16 protein-coding genes are annotated in these 15,991 nt (G+C 56.1%); 5 read left to right on the top strand and 11 right to left on the bottom strand.

Annotated elements, in window-relative coordinates:
* The first annotated feature begins 651 nt into the window (after positions 1 to 651).
* On the top strand, positions 652 to 1,440 hold the full coding sequence (locus NL126_RS04740; protein WP_255197768.1) for a DNA-binding protein: 789 nt from the start codon (positions 652 to 654) through the stop codon (positions 1,438 to 1,440).
* A gap of 257 nt (positions 1,441 to 1,697) precedes the next feature.
* Here the strand turns inward: NL126_RS04740 and NL126_RS04735 are convergent, their stop codons facing one another.
* A complete protein-coding gene (locus NL126_RS04735) occupies positions 1,698 to 2,894 on the bottom strand; it encodes a tyrosine-type recombinase/integrase (RefSeq protein ID WP_255197767.1) in 1,197 nt (398 codons plus the stop codon).
* A gap of 258 nt (positions 2,895 to 3,152) precedes the next feature.
* Here NL126_RS04735 and NL126_RS04730 point away from each other — a divergent pair, with 258 nt between their 5' ends.
* Complete coding sequence (locus NL126_RS04730) at positions 3,153 to 3,455, top strand: ribbon-helix-helix protein, CopG family (protein WP_255197766.1); 303 nt, start codon at positions 3,153 to 3,155, stop codon at positions 3,453 to 3,455.
* A gap of 12 nt (positions 3,456 to 3,467) precedes the next feature.
* Positions 3,468 to 3,953 carry a PIN domain-containing protein gene (locus tag NL126_RS04725; protein ID WP_255197765.1) on the top strand — a complete coding sequence of 162 codons (486 nt, stop codon included), beginning with the start codon at positions 3,468 to 3,470 and terminating at the stop codon, positions 3,951 to 3,953.
* A gap of 258 nt (positions 3,954 to 4,211) precedes the next feature.
* On the opposite strand, the gene NL126_RS04720 is transcribed toward NL126_RS04725, so the two are convergent.
* From NL126_RS04720 to NL126_RS04705, 4 genes are all read right to left on the bottom strand, one after another.
* On the bottom strand, positions 4,212 to 6,383 hold the full coding sequence (locus NL126_RS04720) for an AAA family ATPase (RefSeq protein ID WP_255197764.1): 2,172 nt from the start codon (positions 6,381 to 6,383) through the stop codon (positions 4,212 to 4,214).
* 60 nt (positions 6,384 to 6,443) lie between these two features.
* Complete coding sequence (locus tag NL126_RS04715) at positions 6,444 to 6,656, bottom strand: KTSC domain-containing protein (RefSeq protein WP_255197763.1); 213 nt, start codon at positions 6,654 to 6,656, stop codon at positions 6,444 to 6,446.
* Positions 6,657 to 7,312: 656 nt separating this feature from the next.
* Complete coding sequence (locus NL126_RS04710) at positions 7,313 to 7,447, bottom strand: hypothetical protein (RefSeq protein ID WP_255197762.1); 135 nt, start codon at positions 7,445 to 7,447, stop codon at positions 7,313 to 7,315.
* A 17-nt stretch (positions 7,448 to 7,464) separates the two neighbouring features.
* On the bottom strand, positions 7,465 to 7,833 hold the full coding sequence (locus NL126_RS04705) for an aspartyl protease family protein (protein ID WP_255197761.1): 369 nt from the start codon (positions 7,831 to 7,833) through the stop codon (positions 7,465 to 7,467).
* A 390-nt stretch (positions 7,834 to 8,223) separates the two neighbouring features.
* Between NL126_RS04705 and NL126_RS04700 the strand changes: the two genes are divergently transcribed.
* Both NL126_RS04700 and NL126_RS04695 read left to right on the top strand, forming a co-directional pair.
* Positions 8,224 to 9,201 carry an LLM class flavin-dependent oxidoreductase gene (locus tag NL126_RS04700; RefSeq protein ID WP_255197760.1) on the top strand — a complete coding sequence of 326 codons (978 nt, stop codon included), beginning with the start codon at positions 8,224 to 8,226 and terminating at the stop codon, positions 9,199 to 9,201.
* On the top strand, positions 9,198 to 10,247 hold the full coding sequence (locus tag NL126_RS04695) for a Gfo/Idh/MocA family protein (RefSeq protein WP_255197759.1): 1,050 nt from the start codon (positions 9,198 to 9,200) through the stop codon (positions 10,245 to 10,247). The genes NL126_RS04700 and NL126_RS04695 overlap by 4 nt, the downstream gene beginning before the upstream one ends.
* Here NL126_RS04695 and NL126_RS04690 read toward each other — a convergent pair.
* From NL126_RS04690 to NL126_RS04665, 6 genes are all read right to left on the bottom strand, one after another.
* Positions 10,241 to 11,173 (bottom strand): Gfo/Idh/MocA family oxidoreductase, encoded by a 933-nt coding sequence (locus NL126_RS04690; RefSeq protein ID WP_255197758.1) that lies wholly within the window; start codon positions 11,171 to 11,173, stop codon positions 10,241 to 10,243. The genes NL126_RS04695 and NL126_RS04690 overlap by 7 nt on opposite strands.
* A gap of 106 nt (positions 11,174 to 11,279) precedes the next feature.
* On the bottom strand, positions 11,280 to 12,539 hold the full coding sequence (locus tag NL126_RS04685; protein WP_255197757.1) for an Nramp family divalent metal transporter: 1,260 nt from the start codon (positions 12,537 to 12,539) through the stop codon (positions 11,280 to 11,282).
* A gap of 190 nt (positions 12,540 to 12,729) precedes the next feature.
* Entirely contained in the window at positions 12,730 to 13,464 is a 735-nt protein-coding gene (locus NL126_RS04680) for a fumarylacetoacetate hydrolase family protein (RefSeq protein WP_255197756.1), read from the bottom strand.
* A gap of 185 nt (positions 13,465 to 13,649) precedes the next feature.
* Positions 13,650 to 13,946, bottom strand: a complete 297-nt coding sequence (locus tag NL126_RS04675; RefSeq protein ID WP_255197755.1) for a DUF3006 family protein — start codon at positions 13,944 to 13,946, stop codon at positions 13,650 to 13,652.
* On the bottom strand, positions 13,943 to 15,364 hold the full coding sequence (locus NL126_RS04670; RefSeq protein WP_255197754.1) for a lamin tail domain-containing protein: 1,422 nt from the start codon (positions 15,362 to 15,364) through the stop codon (positions 13,943 to 13,945). The genes NL126_RS04675 and NL126_RS04670 overlap by 4 nt, the downstream gene beginning before the upstream one ends.
* A gap of 440 nt (positions 15,365 to 15,804) precedes the next feature.
* Positions 15,805 to 15,963, bottom strand: a complete 159-nt coding sequence (locus NL126_RS04665) for a hypothetical protein (protein ID WP_255197753.1) — start codon at positions 15,961 to 15,963, stop codon at positions 15,805 to 15,807.
* Positions 15,964 to 15,991: the final 28 nt, after the last annotated feature.

Below are 15,991 nucleotides of genomic sequence, written 5' to 3'. Positions count from 1 at the left end.
GCTCTGTTGCGTTCTTTGGAGTCTCACTGTAGTTTGGCTCGGAGAGGCTGGTATCCGTGGCCTTAGACGCGTGTCGCCTATGGAAGCCGACTACGCTCACTCGATACTCTGAGAGTGGTTGATCCACCGGACCTCAACTATAGCCGAATTAGTACTTTAGCGCGGTCCGCCCCGCTCGACGCTGCCGCCCTCCGCGTCGCTCGCGACCGACCATTCCGGGCATGCGGGCGCTCTCCGCACCGCCCGCGCCCGTTCCGGGCTAAAATGCATGTGCCCTCGCGCCAGCGCTTCACCCGTTTCGGTCCCGGACTTCCGGAGGCTTCCGGGACGTTCCGACCCGCGACGGACGTGGTTGCGTCGCGGGCGAAACGGGGAATGCGCTGGCCGCTCGCTCCGGGCGGGTCGCCGCGCGGTGCTGTTTGGTTCCCTTCGTACGATGCGCTCTCGCTCGCGCCCCAGGGGACGCGAGCGAAGGCGCGAGCGAGAGCGCGCAGTCGTGACTGGTCGGTCGTCGTGTCGTGAAAACCCCTGTCGCAGCAGGGGGTGTCGGACGCTCAGTGAGCGCCTTCGGTTGGGTAAACAACCATGTCGAAATCGAACTTTCTGACGGAAAAGGATTCGGTCGAATCGGATGACGAACAGCGCGCAGTCGTGGACGAGCGTCCGGAGCTGCGCCCGACGGTGAAGCTCCGGTCGCAAGCGAAGATCGATTCGGAGGCGATCGCGAAGGTGGACGGCACGGCAGAGCGCGATCACCCGTACGGGATGACGCTCGAAGCCGAGGAGAAGTGGGAAGCGCGAGAGATGGAGAAACGGCGGACGCGTGCACGGCGGCAGACGCAGTCATCGATGCGTGAGCAGGGTAGTCGAGTGAGTGCGGCGCGAGGTGCAGAGCAGAAGCGGCGTGCGTTTGACGAACGGGCGGCGAGCGTCGACCCGTGGCTGCATCCCGAGAGCGGCGACCCACGAGAGGAACTGGAGCGCGACGAGTTGGCGGCGGTCAATCAGCAAGCGCAGCGGATTACACAGGAGGTGCGAGATACCAGCACACGGGCGGCTGTGAGCAGGCAGTTGGCAGAGAGGGTCGCAGACGGTGGAACAGTTCTTGGAGCGTCAGTGGCCGTGATGGAAGCCGAGCGAACGCGGCCCGGGTCGGTCGTGCCGATCGGGATGCTCGAAGAGGTGTCGCGCCAGGAGGTCTCGATAGAGGGGACGGTCGAGGTGCTCTGGGAGAGCAATCATCCGGCGATTGCTCAGGTCGGGTTGCTGGAGGACGAGGGGGAGCGTGTGAAGTTCACGAGTTGGACGAAATCGCGAGTTCCGACGGTCGAGGTTGGCGACGAGGTGCGGATGCGGGCCGTGGCGAAGAACTGGTATCAGGGGCGCGTCTCGGTTGCCCTGACCGGTGACTCGCGAATCGTGTTCCTCAACAACGCGTAGGGGGCACTCCCTCTTCGTTTTGTCTCGCCACCGCTCCACACCCGCCTCCCCACCCTCCGCTCCCGGTCTCCCTGCTCGCGGGTCACGTCGTTCCCCGCTCGCCAATCGTGGCCTCCCGCTGGTCGGCCACGCACCGGTCGACCGGCAGCCACGACCTCACTTCTGGTAGTTGCTTGTTTCCCTCAACACCTGAATGGCTACCTGAATCAAGGAGAGAGTCCCGCCCTTTAGGGCGGGCGTGAACCCGACACTCCACTTTACAACTCATCAGACTGTTCGAGGTAGCTATCGAGTTGCTTTCGACGTTCCTCAGCGTCGATATGCTGGTAGGCGGCCTGGGTCGTCGAGAGGTCATCGTGTCTCAGGATGTCTTGGGCGTGGCCTCGATCTTGGCGATACAGCAAGTCTCCCAACCCCCGACGCCCGCCGTGTAGCTGCAAGTACCCTTCCTCGACGTCGATGTCTGCTTCGCCCGTGAGCCGCCGCATCAGAGACCGTGCGCCGGCTGTCGTTAGTGAAGGCGGTGTGAGCTGGTGGTCTCGAAGTAGCTCCCAGATATCTCCCGACACAGCTGCGAGCCGCGACTTGAACCGGTTCCCAAGCTCTTCTCGGGCAACGGAATACAGTGAGGGGTGGTGAGCAGTTGGGAAGACAGGCCAGTCCGTGGCGGGAGGGTCTTGGGCTTGCTTCAACTCACGAACGTGGGGCATACAGTTCGAGGGGAGCGGAGTTCGCTCCCATCGTTGGTCCTTTCCGAAGATCAGCATCGTCCCGGCGTCGAGATCGACGTGCTCCCACCGGAGCCCGTTGCGGCCGTCACGTTCGTCCTTCGGATGCGAGAGTATCTCTGCTCCACGGACCCCGGAGTAGGCGAGGACCCTGACCAGCGCTCGATTCCGGAGGGCAAGGAATGATGGCGGAGACTGCTGGCTCACCCGGTCGTCGACGAATGCGACGATGGCTCGTCGCTGGTCTTGCGTCCAGAACTGCTGATCCGTTCGATCGGACCGCTGCTGTGTAGGGAGGGACTCAGTTGCTGCATCGGCGAGCGCCGGATTCCGATCGAGAGCACCTTGCCGAACGCCGAACGAGAGACACGCTGAGACGTAAGCAAAGTACCGCTCGGCTGATGCCGGGGACAGTGAATCGTCTGTCACCCGGTTCGCCAGATGGAGGGCGTATGCGTTGAGGATTTGTGCGCCGTGCCGTGGGTCGTTCAGCGTCTCGAGCTCGTGGCCCTGATCCTGCATCCATGCCGCCCAACGATGAAGGACGGAGCCAGCGGTCGCGGCGTAGGCTTGACTTCCCGATGTCTGCTTGGCAGTGAGATAGTCCTCGACGAGTGCTTGAACGTCAGTCGCTGAATCCGAGGCGGTGCTGGGATCGTCATCGGCAGGCGTACCGAAGTCCTCTGTGAGCTCAGACTGTTGATGGTGGTTGGATTCTGGGTCCATCGGGGCTCACTGCTTCCGTCATCATTGGTAAACCTAGGCTGGCATCCCTCACTACATCGAACTGGAGTACCCACATTTTGGGAGAGTTTGCATTAGGTCAGACTGTAGGACGAACCCCTGACTTCCTCCCAGGGCTGAAGCCCTGGGCTTTCACCTCGCACTACTGCGACTCTCCGAGAATTTCCAACAGAGACCGATCTGAAGGATGCCGAACGCTTATACAACTGTGGGTACAATGTACATACAGGAGGATCGTATATGGGTAGCACCAGAGTCAACTTCCGGCTCCCGGAAGACCTGATCCAGAAGGCGGACGTAGCAGCCGAGGTCAGCAAGAAAAACCGGACGGAGATAGTCAAAGAAGCACTCCAGAAATACCTTGACGACATCGAGGACGACGAGAGGTTCAAGGAAGCAGTTGTAGAACTCTACCTCGGCGACCAGATTAGCTTCGACGTCCTCAAAGAATTCATCGGGCGGCAAGACGCTGAGTCCGTCCGCACCTCGAAGACTATTCTCGACCAGGGCGACGATCTAGCTGACGAACTTACAGAACTGTAGAGCCCGAATAGAATGATTGTAGCGGATACAAGCGCACTAATCTCCCTCGCCTCCATCGACCTCCTTGACATCTTCCTAACAGAGTTCAACGTTCACACCACAGAGGTGGTAGTCAATGAATTGGAGGACACCGCGGGGTACGACGACCGTCACGGGGACGCCGCTCAAATCGTTCTTGACAACCTCGACCGGATACCCACCCACCAACCCAAAGGAGAGTTCGAGTCATCCCGAGTCGACCACGGAGAAGGAAGCTGCGCAGTATTAACCAAGGAGCTGGATGCCGACTTCTTAATCACTGATGACCTACGAGCCCTCCCCGAGCTTCAGACAGTCGCTGATTCCAAGGTAGCGATTTCACCGATTGTCCTGAAAGCGCTCGTTCAGAGAGACGTGCTCGAACAAGCAGACGCAGTGGAGAAACTCGACGAACTCGCAAAGCAGCGGGACTGGCTCGGCGCACCCATCTACCGGAGAGCCAAAAGACTGTTCGAATGAAGTAAATCTGTAGTCTGCTCCCGAATCTGTAGGGCGCAATTTTGTTTACCCCTCTACAACGAAGTGGCGAGCCCTATGAGTGTCGAAGCCTCATCTCCTACATAATAGGATAGTTCGTATTTTGACTATAATGCCACAATATGAGCATCTGAGAAGTGGAGAAAATGCGGAGTGTAATTGGAACTTGTCATCGTCTTATATTGTGGTTTTGTGTCTTGTTTCTAATGTCAATACGGTTTGTCTGGCTTGGAGCGTGTGTCATTCTGACTGAAACACCTTGGTAAAGAAGACTTCTACATCAGTCCGGCCACGACTGGGCAACTCAACAAAATAGCCCCGTAACTCATCGTTATCATAATCATCAGCCGAGAACTCTAATGCCGCTTCAATCTTGTGACCCACATCAACATCCGGGTAGTAGTCCTCAATCTCTCCCTGCAATACCAGGATACCTACACCTAGCAGACGATCTCTCAACTCTAACCTAGCCGAGTTGATCCGTTCATGGTCACTTGTGATGGCTTCACGCCAGGCGTCCTTCGACCGCTTGTTAGTCAGTTTTTTGACACTCTCAATGTGCTCTTCCTTCACCTCCTCACCGTCCTCAAGCCTTTCCTCAAGTTCTTTTAGTCGATCGAACGTTTTCTCCCAACTAGCCCGGTTAATCAGCTTGCTGATGTCGCTCTTAGTCCACCTTTGCTCAACTTCACCAGCTTCAACTAGAGAGGCGGCAGTGTCCTTAACTCTCTCAATTTCTTCAACGAGTTCCTCATCATCTAGGATACCGGGAATAGTTCGTCTGAGAGCACCGATATCTGCTACTACAAAAGCGTCCATTCCCAGTTCCTCTAAGAAGTCCTTGAACAACGGGAAGTTTCCTTTACCCTCTACTGGTAATATTGGGATCTCATTGCTCTCAAACTCCCATTCAGAATCAAGCTTCGGTGCAAGCTTTCTAAGAATTAATTCGTCAGAACGTCCTTCAACCAGTATTACCTTGTCTGAGAAGATGTAGGAGGATACTTTCTGAAGATCCATGAGACGAGAACGTTCTCCGGGCTCTCTGTCATTTAGGACTGTATGGAATTGCGTGACCTTTGAACCCTTTTCCTGATTCTTCCGAACGATGTTGATGGTGTCGAGAATTTGATTCTGGACTAACACTGGAGAGTGTGTATTGAAGATGATTTGAGCATCACCAGTGGTTAAACTACTAAAAACGCGGAGCAGTATTTTCTGGAGATTGGGATGCAGGAACAGTTCGGCCTCTTCATACAGGATGATAAGCGGTTGTTCACCCCCATCCTCATCATCGTCACCTTTAGCAATTGAGAGGGAACCGTCTCTTAGATCGGCAATAGTACGGAGCATACTGAATATGAGAACTCGACGGACGCCCTCGCCCACATTCTCCGTTGAAAGTGTGTCTGATTCCAATATATCATCGTTAATCCGAATCTGTGCATCCCGGAAGAGTTGCCGGCTCTCCATACGCGGGAAGTCCAACTCGATAGAGTAGTCCTTGAACGCCTCTTTCAGATAATCGCTTATTCTAGTCTCGAGATCCTGTGAGTCTGTATCTAAGCGGCTGTAAATCTCTTCAAGTTCTTCGTGAATTTGCTCGTCAATTTCGTCCTGGATTTCATCGGACAATGCGTCCGTCAATTCTCCCAATTCACCGGATGCCCTGGTAGCATCCTCTACCTCCTTGATCGCAGGAATTTTGATAACCTCTGGAAGCAGAGCGTTTCTAATCACTTGCTTTGTTCCTGGGGGGAAATCTGTAGGTTGAAGCTCAAATTCTAGGTCTTCCGGCCTTGATTCAATGTATCTCTCGTAGCCGTCCTTCCAAGCACCCTTCTGAGTTAAACTATCCTCATCAACATGTTCCGCGACATTGGGGTATTCTTCCTGCATCTCATCACGGTAGTTTGTATTAGTGAAACCGTCCTCATCGCCAATTCGATCCCACTGCCCATCGCGGAACTGTACGAAAGTCTCCTCATCATACCGGTCATCTGTGGGCCGAGGCTGAATCAGTTTGAACTGGGTAAACCCCCCCTCGTCTTCGGGTCCAGTAATTCGGCAGATTCCAAGGTGGTTATCCAACTCAAACTTTTCTTCGTCCTGCAGGAGCTCTCTGACTGCCTCTCGTTTATCCTCATCCTGAATACGCTCCAAATCTGCCTCAGTGACTTTAAAGAATCCTCGAACTTCAACAGTTAATGAAGTATCCTTATTCCAGTAGAGCTCATCGTCGTTATCCTTGTCCTCTTTCTCCAGCAGGTATTTGACGCAGGAAATTATGTTCGTCTTGCCGGCGTTGTTTTTTCCGACAAGGCAGTCAAGTCCTTCAAACTCAATCGCGTTCTCACCCCACTGGTCCTTTACTGAACGGCAATTCTGGATTTCTAATCGTTGAAGCTCCATCCCTGGGTTACTACCTCATTAGCGGGGCCGAAGTTCTAGCATTATCCATTGGATTTTTGATTACCGGATTTGAGTGTAGTTGAAAGAGTCTCGAATGTTTCGGTGGAAGTACTTGCCGTGTGAGGGTGCTGATATGAGTCCCTCGTAGATGTTAGTAGGAACGTTTGAGTACTGGTAGACACTGCCATCGTTAAACTCAATCTCCAACGTCTGGGTGTCCGCGTCGTATCCGACGCTACTCAGATTGCTTGAGGATACAGGAGTTCGATTCATTAATGCGCTATTGATGGATTGATGGCAATTCATTTAGTTATTCCTCCCTTCGGGGCTTTCACGTTCGGTAGGCTTATCAGCGGGTCTGAGACTGAATATAATCGACACCCTTTCTCAGTTCTTTATCTGGGGGCAGGTGTTTATCGGATGCTACTTCAATGTCCTTGTCTGCGTAATTGACCGTTATCAAGAGCCAGGTAACAGTTTTCAAGACGACGATGTTGGACTGAGAGAGTAGGCAAACCTACTTGAATAACATATCAAAGTCCGTTGAGCCTTCAATCCTTTCTACGGTGATGGGGCGGGAAGTGCCGCTCCCCTTTCGAATCGGGATGATTCTACCCCTGCTGAGGCAGTCTGATCGGGATATCCGCGATCGGCCAGTTCCTCCTCAACATTGTGTATGAACTATGAGACATCGTCAGCGTCGGTATTTACCGGTCCGTCAGTTCGTCCGGTAACGGCGAGCGTGAACCATGTAATCGTGCCAAGTGAACGAAGATAATGGGTTTCACCGTGGGGCCGGGGATAGTCGTATTTGACTATGACTTATCGCGTAAGAGCAAAGGGCCAGAAAGAAATCGAGAATTCGATTGCTTACTGATGATCACTTTACTTTTTCGGCAGACACCAACGTGAGTACTTCCCCAGGTGGACTAGTTCGAGTCCGAATCGAGTCCAGAGAGCACTTCCTCGATTGAATCGTCGGGAAGTAGTTCCCGAACTCGCTGTTCGGCCCCCTCCAAGAGCGTCTTCACGCCCTTGCTGATTGCTTGGCTGAGATCTGGCACGAGAGCGCTCGACTGACTCAGGAGTCCATACCGAGGTAGACGCCGAACTGTTTCAAGACAGCCTCTCCTAAAAGCGCGTCCGTTGATTTCTTTCGTTGACCCTCCGCGTAGTTCGGCCCACGTCTGTCGCTGATACTCGCGTTGATGGCCAGCTGTCTCCCCTCGATTTCAACCACGACCGGGACGACACACCGTCGTTCAGCTCCGTTGACCTGAACGACCTTCTGGATCGGACCGGCACCAATCTTACTGGCAATAGTCGGATCAATAGTTGTCCGGTCCGCGCCGGTATCGGCCTTTGCTTCGACCGTCACCTCACCCTCGGGACCCTTGAATACCACCTCAGGACGGCCAGAGATTTTCAACCGTTCTTCGGATTCCGTCATACTGATACACCCTATTCATAGAGCAAGTAGCGAATACGTGCCGGTTTTCACCCCTCTATCGGCGGGTGAGGGACGTATGAAGCGGCCTTCGATATCCGATGGGATACAGAGCACTCATCACGTATGAACGCACCAGCCACACGTACAACCTGCATTACACTCAGTGAAGTGAGCAGAACCTCAGCTTGAAGCACTATACCACCGAGGCACGCCCTATGGGGGCGAGTACCCCGCACAGTGGATCCACGATATCCGTCAGTCGCTCACGGGGGGAGACGACCACCTCCGAAGACAGTTCAATATCTGGGCCAGATATATATGCCAGATATTGCAACGAGTTCACATGGGCCAGTTATTCAATCACGAGACATCTGGTGATGGAGGGCGAGTATGAAGTTTGGGGCCTTCCTCAACCAGTACTACTACCCCGAGAGTGGATTCGGCGTTGAGGATATCGTTGCCCAAGCGGAGCTGATGGACGAACTAGGGTTCGATTCGGCAACGTTGGGGGAGCGCCACGTTCACGAAGAAGGATTCGTTGAACCGATAACCGGATTGGCTGCGATCGCGGCCAGAACGGATCTCGACATCGGCACCGCAGCTATGCTGCCAGCCCTCTACGACCCACTCCATCTTGCCGAGCAGGTGGCAATGCTCGATCAAATCGCCTCTGGCAATATGCATTTTGGCGCAGTCATCGGCTATCGTGAGCGGGAACTCAAAGCGTTCGGCGTGGAGATTGACGAACGCGTAGAGCGGTTCATCGAGGCCATGCGCATCCTAACGCAACTGTGGGAGGACGACTCCCCAGTCACGCACCACGGCGAGTACTACGATTATGAAGACGTCTTCATCAGCCCACAGCCGGACTCGGAGATGCCAATCTGGATCGGTGGCCATGCCGATATCGCGATCAAGCGAGCAGCGTATCGCGGCGATGGCTGGATCGCTTCGGCGTCGTCCACACCAGACGACCTTCGTGAGCAAATCACGACCTATGAAGCCGCGATCCAGGAATTCAATCAACGCCGTGCGGACAACGACGTCATTCTTATGCGTGATTGTTTCATCGCGGAGTCCGAAGAGGCGGCCCGTGAGGCTGTCGAGCCGTACCTGTTGAATCTCTACGAATGGTACGAACGGTGGGGGCAAACGTATCTTGCCGAACACGACGTCGGCGTTGACTGGGAGACGCTGGCAGAGAAGTTTATTATCGGCACCCCGGAAACCGCCGCCGAAGCGTTCGAGATGTACGACGAGATGGGAGTCGATCATATGCTCTTGCGCTGGCAGTTCCCCGGGCAGCCACAGGATACTACTATGGAATGCATTGAACGCCTCGGTGACGTGATCTCCGAATTTCAATGACCGTTCGCATCGGATACGTCGGGCTTGACCACCACCACCGCGAGCCGTACTTGGACACAATCGAGCAGCTCGATGCCGAGATTGTCGCCACAGCCGATCCGTACGGCAAAACACCAGACTCTGTGGAGTCCCAACGTCTGAGTTCACTCCCGTGGTACGAGTCAGTCGAGGCGCTCTGCGATGCCGAAGACCTCGATGTGGTGTGGTTGACGTTATCGAATCAGGAGACTCCAGAGGCCATCGCTGCAGCCGCTGACGCGGGTGTCGACGTTCTCTCGGAGAAACCTGGCGCCAAGACCGCTGCAGCACTTGAGCAGGTCGCTGACCGTGTCGCAGACGCTGGCATCACTGTCGGATTCGCATACACGTGGCGAGCCCACCCCATCGCCCGCGACATCCGAAACCGAGCTACAAACGGGTTCTTCGGGTCAGTTCGCGGATTCGACCTACGGTTCATAGCCTCCCGATTGGCGACGCGACCGACGGATCACTACCTGTTTGACGCTGCTGCTTCGAGAGGCGGCATCCTCCAGTGGCTCGGGGTTCATTGGATCGATCTGCTTCCATGGCTATTGGACGACCCTATCGTTCGCGTAAACGCTGCGATGACAGCTGGCGAACCGAGCGTCGATGTGGAGGATGGCGCAACACTCCAACTCGAATTAGCATCAGGTGCGATAGGGACACTGTCCGCGGGATATTATCTTCGCGATGGCCGGTACGATACCGCGATCGAAATCTACGGCGACCAGGGGCACAGTTCCTGGGACCCGATGGGTCCAACCTTCGGATTCGACGGAGAGACAGCCATCGAGTACGATTCCGCAGCGTGGACGAGTACGCCACACCGAACCATAACCCACGAGTATGAGCCAACTCCAGGATACGGTGGCCGGTGGGGGATGACGTTCTTCGAGGAGTTTCTCGCGGCGCGTGAGAGCGCCAGCGCTGTCCCTGCCGATATGGATGCGACCCTACGTGTTCTCAAGGTTCTGGATGCAGCGTACGACTCCGTGGAGCGCGACGAATGGGTGGCAGTTCAGTAGTAGGGCTCGTACTCGGCGACGAACTCTGCACTCGGCCGTTCTACCTCTGCGAGGATTGGTGACTCCGGCGTGACTGTCTGGCGCTCAGCCAGCGCAGCTTCGACCCCGAGCAAGAGAGAAGCGCTGTCGAGTACAGCCTCGGTCGGCACTTGCACAGAACCGGTATAGACCGCGAAGAAGTGCGCGAGGAACTGCTCGTACATCTGGCGATGGGTGGCTTCACCAGCATCAACCTGGACAGTGCGAGTCTGATCTGCGACATCTAGTGCTGCGAATCGCCCCGGGTCAGGAGTACCATCGAACCGGAGAGTCACTGCGGTACCATCTTCGAACCCGACATCTACGATAGTTGCCTCGGTGTCATATCTGGGAGTCACTCGTCGCCAGGCTGCACCAACGATTCGGTGGGCAGTGTCGACCGTGTGCGACCGGTAGTAAAAGAAGTCGTTGTACCCAGCGACGGTGAGTGAGCGTCGTTCAGCAGTATCGGGCAGAGCGAGAAACTCAGGATGGTACGGAACGGCTGACCCACCGAACAGTGGAGTAGTGGCTGCCACAGTTTTCAACCGCTGAACATCGGCCAGTGAGCCTGCAATCGGCTTGTCTATCAACGTGGGGAGCCCGGCTTCGAGGAACGGACGGGCTAGCTCGAGGTGGCGGTTCCAATCAACTGCTAGAATGAATGCCGCGTCCACGGCATCTACCATTGCACCAGGATCGTCGAACCGTTCAGCGCCAACGTCGGTACAGAAGTCCTCGATGTACTCGTCAGTCCGAATTGTGCCACTATCCCAGACCGCAGTAATCGACGGCTCCACATCGTCTGGACCCGGTGCCTGGCTAGTGGCTGTCTGGAATCCTTCAAGTACCTCCGCGAAGGCCTCACCGTGACTCGTGTCAAGCCCCACGATCCCGATACGGGTCATAAAACCGTTGTGGATTGACACCCAGATAAACCCCAGCGCCGGGAGTCACAATTCGACGGCTCGCAGATTGAGAGTAACAGGGGGTGTGTCGGTAGAAGCGTCGCGATTAGAAGAGCCCCATGCCGAAGTAGCCGAGAACGGAGTTGAGATAGTTGACGATAATACCAATGATGGTCAGGTATCCAAGTGCAGCGAGGATGTCGACCACGAGCGGGTTGGTGTACTCGCCCATTACCGCTTTGTCTCTGGCAAGTGAGATAACCAGGAAGCCGAGTAGCGGGAACGCGATGACAGCAAGCGCCTGGGCGGCCCGAAGCAACTCAATCGGTGAGCCAGCCCCGCTCGAAACCAATATCGCAATCGTCCCGATGGCCATTGCGGCCATCGCCCAGTACTTGACCTGTCGCGAATCCATCGCAGAATCCCCATCGAATCCATCCACTAGGAGTGTAGCTCCGATGAGTGCGTTCACCACGAGCGATGAGAGTGATGCAAAGAAGAACCCAATCGTGAAGAGATAGAACGCGCCCGGTCCGACGAGCGGCCGCAGCTGTTCCGCCATCCCCTGAGCACTGAATACGGGATCAGTATTGCCGTAGATGACGCCTGCGCTTGTCAGGAGAATCACCATCACGATGATGCCGAGAACACCGATGCCGACCAGTGTATCAACGCCTTCGTCAGCGAGTTTCTCTGGCCCCCAATCATTCTCCTTCATCAGATTCGTCTGGTACACTGCTGCAGCGATCGAGAAGTTTGTCGCCGCAAGACCGAGAGCAGTCAGGATTGCGGCATCACTCGGGAACGATGGAACGAGTCCACGAGCAGCCGGACCAATATCAACACCGACCAGTGCAAGGGTTCCAACGAAGGCGAACAGCATGATTCCAACGACGATCTTCACCAGAAGTTCGACCTTATCGTAGAGACTCGGGAGCCAGATGAACGCCATCGCGATGAGTGTGAACACGATTGCCCAGATTTCAGGATTCCCGACGCCAACGAGTGCGGCTGTCGCAAACCCGATGCCTGCATTATTCCCGGCCTGAAATGCCAAGATCGTGAGGAAGCCGAATACCCCGCCAACCTTCGCGACATTGGAACCAAACTTGTTCCTGGTTGCTTCGAAGATTGTGCTCCCGGTGACCAACCCGATCCGGGCAGCCATCCAAGTGAACGTGATCATGAAAATTGTCGCGGCAACGGGAACCCAGAGCAACTGATACCCATACAGGCTTCCCGCGATCGTCGACAGGGCAATACTACCAGGTCCGACGACAACGGCAGCGAGAACGAGGGCAGGGCCGAGTGCCCGAAGGCGACTGATAACTGAACCATCCGACGTGTGTGTGACTGACTCACCCATTGCGCTTGGGGTCCCGGGGGAATCATTATATAATTAACTCAAAGATACCCGGCAATATCCATACAACAATCTGGATGTAAATTAAACACACACAGTTTTTCACCGCCACTATGTCTCACGTGTGATTTCCAGGGGGCGGCAATTGTGTATATACTACAGAATTACCGCCAAATGGTGGGTCGAGGACAGATTACCGATCGACAACAGTATTTCGAAGCGTTCCGACCCCCTCAAACTCGACTTCGACCACGTCGCCCGCGGTAAGCGAACTAGGGCCGTACGGTGTTCCAGTAGCGATCAAGTCGCCCGGCTCTAGCGTGATTAATTCAGACACCTCAGATACCAGTTCCTCGACAGAGAATATCATGTGTTCAGTCGTCGTCTCCTGTTTCACCTCTCCATTGTGCCTGAGTTGAAGCGTCGCGTGTTCTGGAACCTCATCAGGTGTCGCTACGACTGGCCCAGTGGGGAGTGATCCGTCGAACGCTTTTCCTCGAACCCAGTTCCGTTCCTCGCCCTGATCGTCTCGATTCGAGATATCGTTCACGCAAGTGAATCCCTCGACGTACTCCATCGCCGCGTCCGGGTCGACATCGCGGCACTGTCGGCCGATTACGATTGCGAATTCAGCCTCGAAATCGATGGTTTCGCGGCCAGGAGGGAGTTCGATTGCGTCCTCGTGGCCAATAACACAGTTCGGAGTTTTGAGGAACAGTTCGGGGCGTTCTGGGATATCCTCGTAGCCAGACTCTCGCCGATGATCAACGTAGCCGCCAGCCTGACAGATGACTTTCGTAGGCTCGGTCGGTGGAAGAATCGTTACCTCGTTCGAGTCGTACGATTTACCGCCGGCAACCAGTTCATCAGAAGTCCATTCACCGCGACGAGTGACCCCTGACGGATCACGGAATCGGACGAGATGCATCACCCTTCGCGTTTTCTCGGGAGGACTAACGCTTTTTTGGTACGGTGTTCCAAGGTCCGATCGATTAATCCTGAGAATGTATTTACTGAGGGGATCACTTCGCTATTCGAGCACTGTTTAGTTTATCTTCCCTCACCCGACATTAGACCGTACTATGATTGATACGGACTGAGATAGACTACCTCTTAGCTCTCGTCGTTAGACGGCGGGCGCCTCGACAGCCGATCGAACCGACTCTGTGCCTCTTCGTGGCGTTCCTCAGTCTCGACCTCCCGATAGCCCCACTCTTCGAATTCACCCTCGACAACCACCACAGTCAAAATCGCATCCGCGTGTCGGCCCTCCTCGGGAAGCACCTCTGCGTCGAACACCCCACTCGCGATCTCCTCGCCCTGATGCTCGAAAAAGATCGTCGCGAGCCCGTCTTCGACCGAATCTACGACCGCGGTGTACGTCCCGTCGACGAGCTCGATGGAAGTCATGCGTACTCCTCTTCTAGCACCGTATCACCTTGAGCGTTCGTCACGATGACTGTATCCCCGCCGTTGTTCCACACCGGCGAGCCCGATCCCCAGTACAGATCCGACGCCGAATCCGTCCCACTGCCGGTGTGGAGCGTCACTGTCGCTCCAGCAGCGAGCGAGTAGCCGTCGGGGAACGTGTACTCGGCACCAGCCGCATCCATCACCGTCCACCCCGAGAGATCCAACGCACCGGAGCCCGTGTTTTCGAACACGACGTACTCGTCGTTGAGGTTCTCGCGATCGTCCCCCTCGGCGTCAGCGTTGACCTGGACCAGCGCTAATTCACCCGCTCCGGTCTCCGTTCCGCCGTCAGCGACCGCCGTCTGCTCGTCCGTTGGTTGCGGTGCCCCTCCGATACGAGCTCGTTCAGAGACGCCACCAGTCGTCCCCGGTTCGATTTCCTCGGCCTCGCGAATCGACGCCGGCGCAGTGGGTGCATCACGCTGCGTCCGAATCGATACTTCTTCGCCGTTGCTAACGAGCACGATGTTCCCATGGGTGGCCGTCCAGTACGCAGGAATCGAGCGCTCGGTCAACCTCCCGAGCATCTCTTCGGTCGGGTGACCGAACTGCGAGTCATAGGCACTCGAGATGATGACGGCCTGTGGTTGAACGACATCGAGCAGCTCCCCACTCGTCGAACTCGACGAGCCGTGGTGACCGGCTTTCATCACGGTCGACCGAAGCTGTGAGCCGTAGTTCTCGACGAGGTACTGCTCTTGGTCGTCTTCGGCGTCACCCGTGAACAGGAAACTCGTCTGCCCGTACGTGAGCTTGAGGACGATGCTGTTCTCGTTGCGAGCCTCGTTCTCGAGATACGGCTCGGGCGGGCCCATCACCTGGACATCGACGCCCTCAAATGGAATCGAGTCGCCCTCCCGCGTGGAGAACAGCGTGACGTCGTGTTTCTCGACAGCGTCCAGGTACTCGTCGAACGTCTGGGTGCTGGCGGCGATCCCGGGGTCGTAGATCGCGCCGATACCGTCCTTCTCGGTTTCATAGTAGTTGATGACCGCGGCGTTCCCACCGATGTGGTCGGCGTCGCTGTGTGAGGTGACGAGATAGTCGATGCGGTCGATTCCCTGCTGGTCGAGATACTGGAGGACGAACTCGCCGTCGTCGTTGAAGTGGCCCGTGTCGATGAGCATCGTCTCCCCCGTTGGCCCAACGATGAGCGTACTCACGGATTGCCCGACGTTGATGAATTGGACCTGGAGGGTCCCGTCAGTTGGTGTCGAGGAGGGTACAGAGTCGGTCGCAATCGGGGTGGAAGCAGTGCCAGCAGGCGATTCAGTCGCCACAGGCGGTGCGACGCCGGCGCACCCTGCGAGTACGACGAGAACCGCGAGGAGGAGTGCCACGGAGATTCGATTCATCACGGATACGTGTCGTTCGACGGAAGCCGACAAGAGTGTAGATGCCTGCCATTGCAGGCGCACTCCGGGGGAGTTTGTCGGCCCCTGACGGGCGAGGGACGACATCCATTCGCTCCTCGCGACACGATGCCGACGAACTACCGATACATCCGACTGGAGAATCGCGAATGTCCCGCCTGTGGTGCAGCCGTTGACGCGGTCTGCAAAGACGAGGGCACGAGAGAGAAGTACTGGTTCGACTGTCTGAACGCCCGTGACGGTTGCAACTGGGGGCAGTCGACGGCGACCCGTTGGTCGGGCGACAGACGTACTACTCGCGAGGAGGCAACCGAGACGTTCGACAGGCGATACGGGGAGTAACTAACGCACCAGTCGCTGTCTCGAAGCCGACGTTGATAACGCCCTTTTCGATAGTGAGGGGCATAGAGTGCAACACCGGGTTACTCGGGGACGTTCCAGGCGTCGGACTCCCACCCGTCCAATTCGTATGGCGACCCGCGAACGTTCCAGGCAATCTCCGAGATCGGTGCGCGTTCGACGTAAAACGGGCCGGTGTCCTCGAGGAATCTCATCACCGCCGCGACTGTGCTGGGGTTCATCGCTGTCGCCTCGGCAATCTCGGAGAGT

The organism is Halorarius litoreus (genome assembly GCF_024362405.1).
In the GTDB taxonomy this organism is placed as follows: domain Archaea; phylum Halobacteriota; class Halobacteria; order Halobacteriales; family Haloarculaceae; genus Halorarius; species Halorarius litoreus.
The sequence above is the reverse complement of the archived record's forward strand: the minus strand, read 5'-3'. Positions and strand labels throughout refer to the sequence as shown.